Annotated in this window: 4 protein-coding genes; 2 read left to right on the top strand and 2 right to left on the bottom strand. The window is 71.0% G+C overall.

Annotated elements, in window-relative coordinates; translation table 11 throughout:
* Window positions 1–101: 101 nt before the first annotated feature.
* Together GTY47_RS31340 and GTY47_RS31335 are read right to left on the bottom strand one after the other, a co-directional pair.
* Entirely contained in the window at window positions 102–1,079 is a 978-nt protein-coding gene (locus GTY47_RS31340) for a DeoR/GlpR family DNA-binding transcription regulator (RefSeq protein WP_078602941.1), read from the bottom strand.
* 165 nt (window positions 1,080–1,244) lie between these two features.
* Window positions 1,245–2,693, bottom strand: a complete 1,449-nt coding sequence (locus GTY47_RS31335; protein WP_010045593.1) for an NAD(P)H-quinone dehydrogenase — start codon at window positions 2,691–2,693, stop codon at window positions 1,245–1,247.
* 95 nt (window positions 2,694–2,788) lie between these two features.
* On the opposite strand from GTY47_RS31335, the gene GTY47_RS31330 reads away from it, so the two are divergent.
* A complete protein-coding gene (locus tag GTY47_RS31330; RefSeq protein ID WP_010045592.1) occupies window positions 2,789–3,226 on the top strand; it encodes a gamma-glutamylcyclotransferase in 438 nt (145 codons plus the stop codon).
* Between the two features lie 92 nt (window positions 3,227–3,318).
* On the top strand, window positions 3,319–4,143 hold the full coding sequence (locus GTY47_RS31325; protein WP_010045591.1) for a purine-nucleoside phosphorylase: 825 nt from the start codon (window positions 3,319–3,321) through the stop codon (window positions 4,141–4,143).
* The last annotated feature ends 72 nt before the right edge of the window (window positions 4,144–4,215 follow it).

The following is a 4,215-nucleotide window of genomic DNA, read 5'->3' as shown; positions in this document are numbered from 1 at the left end:
GGGGGAGGCACCCCGTTCCGCCGGGCTGCGGACCCACCCCGCCCCAGCACGAGCGCCGGGTACCTGACGACCGACAGCAGTTGGACCGACGCCCGGCGCTCTCAACGCCGCCGCAGGTCCGCGACCCTGGCCCGCTCCGTCCCCTGGCCCTGCTCACTCAGCATCGAGGTGGACCGCAACCCACCCCCACCACCCCCCGGCACCTGCCGCCGAGGCCCGGGCAACGGCACATCCCGACGCTGCTGACGCGCCGGCACGGCATCACCCCCGGGGCCTCCCGCCCCGGCCGAACCCCCCGGCGCCCCCGCGACAGCGATCTGCACTCCCTGATCGGCAAGCGCCTGAAGCTCCGTCGCCGCACGGTCGTCGTGGGCGGGCGGCTCGTCCGTCACGAGGCGGGTGATGAGATCCGTCGGCACGGTCTGGAACATCGTGTCCGTCCCGAGCTTGGTGTGGTCCGCGAGGACCACCACCTCCGCGGCGGCCTGCACCAACGCCCGGTCGACCGACGCCGACAGCATGTTGGACGTGGACAGCCCGCGCTCCGCGGTCAGGCCGCTCCCGGACAGGAACGCCCGCGACACCCGCAGCCCGTGCAGGGACTGCTCGGCACCGCTGCCGACCAGGGCGTAGTTCGAGCCGCGGAGCGTACCGCCGGTCATCACGACCTCGACCCGGTTGGCATGGGCCAGCGCCTGTGCGACCAGCAGTGAGTTGGTGACGACGGTCAGCCCGGGCACCCGGGCGAGCCGACGGGCCAGCTCCTGGGTCGTCGTACCCGCCCCGACCACGATCGCCTCGCCCTCCTCCACGAGATTCGCGGCGAGGTCGGCGATGGCGGTCTTCTCGGCGGTCGCGAGATGAGACTTCTGCGGAAAGCCGGACTCCCGCGTGAAACCGCCCGGCAGTACCGCACCGCCGTGCCGGCGGTCGAGGAGTCCTTCTGCCTCCAGCGCGCGCACGTCCCGCCGTACGGTCACTTCGGAGGTCTGGACGACGCGGGCGAGCTCACGGAGCGACACGGCCCCGTTCGCTCGCACCATTTCGAGGATCAATTGGCGACGTTCTGCAGCGAACACGAAACTGACAGTAACGCCAGCGACCGTCTGCTTTCAGCAGTTTGCGCTGAATAGCAGAAGATGTTCGCACGGAGCAGCGGGAAGTGGTATAGCGCCTAGTCCCGCCGCCTATGCCGTACGAATGGTCGAGCACTCCCCGTGACCAGCGAGGATCCGGATCCGGTCTCAGCTCTCGCCGGTCTCCTTGCGGGTGTGCAACTGCCGTGCCACCTCGGCGATCGAGCCCGACAGCGAGGGGTAGACGGTGAAGGCGTTCGCAATCTGTTCGACTGTCAGATTGTTGTCGACCGCGATCGAGATGGGGTGGATCAGTTCCGAGGCACGCGGCGCCACGACCACACCACCGACCACGATCCCGGTCCCCGGCCGGCAGAAGATCTTGACGAAGCCGTCGCGGATGCCCTGCATCTTCGCGCGCGGGTTGCGCAGCAGCGGCAGCTTCACGACCCGGGCGTCGATCTTCCCGCCGTCGACGTCGGCCTGGGTGTAGCCGACGGTGGCGATCTCCGGGTCGGTGAAGACGTTCGACGAGACGGTCTTCAGGTTCAGCGGGGCCACGGCATCGCCCAGGAAGTGGTACATGGCGATGCGTCCCTGCATGGCGGCCACGGAGGCGAGGGCGAACACGCCCGTCACGTCACCGGCCGCGTACACGCCGGGAGCGGTCGTACGCGACACCTTGTCGGTCCAGATGTGACCCGACTCGCGCAGCCTGACCCCGGCGTCCTCCAGCCCCATGCCCGCGCTGTTGGGCACGGCACCGACGGCCATGAGGCAGTGCGACCCGGTGATGACCCGCCCGTCGGAGAGAGTCACCTCGACCCGGTCCCCCACCCGCTTGGCGGACTGCGCCCTGGAGCGTCCCATGACGTTCATGCCGCGCCGCCGGAAGACGTCCTCCAGCACGGCGGCCGCGTCCGGGTCCTCGCCCGGCAGCACGCGGTCCCGCGACGACACGAGCGTCACCCTCGAACCGAGGGCCTGGTAGGCGCCGGCGAACTCGGCACCGGTCACACCCGACCCGACCACGATGAGCTCCTCGGGGAGCTCGTTGAGGTCGTACACCTGCGTCCAGTTCAGGATCCGCTCACCGTCCGGCAGGGCGTCGGGCAGCTCACGGGGATGCCCGCCGGTGGCGATGAGCACCGCGTCAGCCGTGAGCGTCTCCTCACTCCCGTCGGCGGCGCGCACCACGACCTTGCGCGACCCGTCGAGCGCCTGCATGCCCTCCAGCCGCCCGCGCCCGCGCAGGACACGCGCCCCGGCACGCGTCACGGAGGCCGTGATGTCGTGCGACTGGGCGAGCGCGAGCCGCTTCACACGCCGGTTGACCTTCCCCAGGTCGACCCCCACCACCCGGGCGCTCTGCTCCAGGGGCGGGGTGTCGTCCGCGACGATGATCCCCAGCTCCTCGTACGACGAGTCGAAGGTGGTCATCACCTCGGCCGTGGCGATCAGGGTCTTGGACGGCACGCAGTCGGTCAGCACCGACGCCCCGCCCAGACCGTCGCAGTCGACGACGGTCACCTCCGCACCGAGTTGTGCGGCGACCAGCGCCGCTTCGTATCCGCCGGGTCCGCCACCGATGATCACGATCCGAGTCACGTACTCCATTGTCCCGCACCCCTCAACCCGGCACCGCCCCGGGGCCCGCCCGATGCGGCACCGTTACGCGAGTGACTCCGGGGCACCTGCCGTACCCTCTCCCCATGTCGCTCTACGCCGCGTACGCCGGCAACCTCGACGCGCGGCTGATGTCCCGCCGCGCCCCGCACTCGCCGCTGCGCGCCACCGGCTGGCTGAACGGGTGGCGACTGACGTTCGGCGGCGAGCACATGGGCTGGGAGGGCGCCCTGCCGACGATCGTCGAGGACCCCGTCTCCCAGGTCTTCGTCGCGCTGTACGACATCGCCCCCATGGACGAGGAGTCACTCGACCGCTGGGAGGGCGTGGGGTTGGACATCTACCGCCGCACACGCGTACGGGTGCACACCCTGGAGGGTGACGAGCAGGCGTGGGCCTTCACCCTCAACGCCTACGAGGGCGGCCTGCCGTCGGCCCGCTACCTGGGTGAGATCGCCGACGCGGCCGAGTCGGCCGGCGCCCCGCACGACTACGTGATGGAACTCCGCAAGCGCCCCTGCTGAGCCCGCTTCGTCGGAAACGACAAGACAACGATCATCACCCCGTGAGCTCTGCCATCTACGCGCGTAGGCAATCACCGGCTACCCTCGTCGGCGTGAACGCATCTCTTCTTCCGGACGACATCCAGGGCGACCCCCACGCCGCCGCCGACGCCGCCGCGGCCCGCCTGCGCGAACTCACGGGCGCCGAGACCCACGACGTCGCCCTCGTGATGGGCTCCGGCTGGGCTCCGGCCGTGGACGCCCTCGGCGCTCCCGAGGCCGAGCTCCAGGTCACGGAGCTGCCCGGCTTCCCGCCCCCCGCGGTCGAGGGCCACGGCGGCAAGATCCGCTCGTACCGGATCGGCAACAAGCGCGCCCTGGTCTTCCTCGGCCGTACGCACTACTACGAGGGCCGGGGCGTGGCGGCCGTAGCCCACGGCGTCCGTACCGCCGTGGCGGCCGGCTGCAAGACGATCGTCCTCACGAACGGCTGCGGCGGCCTGCGCGAGGGCATGCGCCCGGGCCAGCCGGTCCTGATCAGCGACCACATCAACCTCACCGCCACCTCCCCCATCATCGGCGCCAACTTCGTCGACCTCACCGACCTCTACTCCCCGCGCCTGCGGGCCCTGTGCAAGGAGGTCGACCCCACGCTGGAGGAGGGCGTCTACGCCCAGTTCCCCGGCCCGCACTACGAGACTCCGGCGGAGATCCGTATGGCCCGGGTCATCGGTGCGGACCTGGTGGGCATGTCGACGGTCCTGGAGGCGATCGCCGCGCGTGAGGCGGGTGCGGAGGTTCTGGGCATCTCCCTGGTGACCAACCTGGCGGCCGGCATGACGGGAGAGCCCCTCAACCACGAGGAGGTCCTCCAGGCCGGCCGGGATTCGGCAACGCGCATGGGCTCACTGCTCGCCCAGGTCCTGGGACGCCTGTAAGCACCCCGGCGTCGCTGCCGAGGCCGGGTGGGCCCGCAGCCGGAGCGGGGTGCCGCTGCGCCCACCCGTGCC

Source organism: Streptomyces sp. SID5464 (genome assembly GCF_009862985.1).
In the GTDB taxonomy this organism is placed as follows: Bacteria; Actinomycetota; Actinomycetes; order Streptomycetales; family Streptomycetaceae; genus Streptomyces; species Streptomyces chartreusis_D.
The sequence above is the reverse complement of the archived record's forward strand: the minus strand, read 5'-3'. Positions and strand labels throughout refer to the sequence as shown.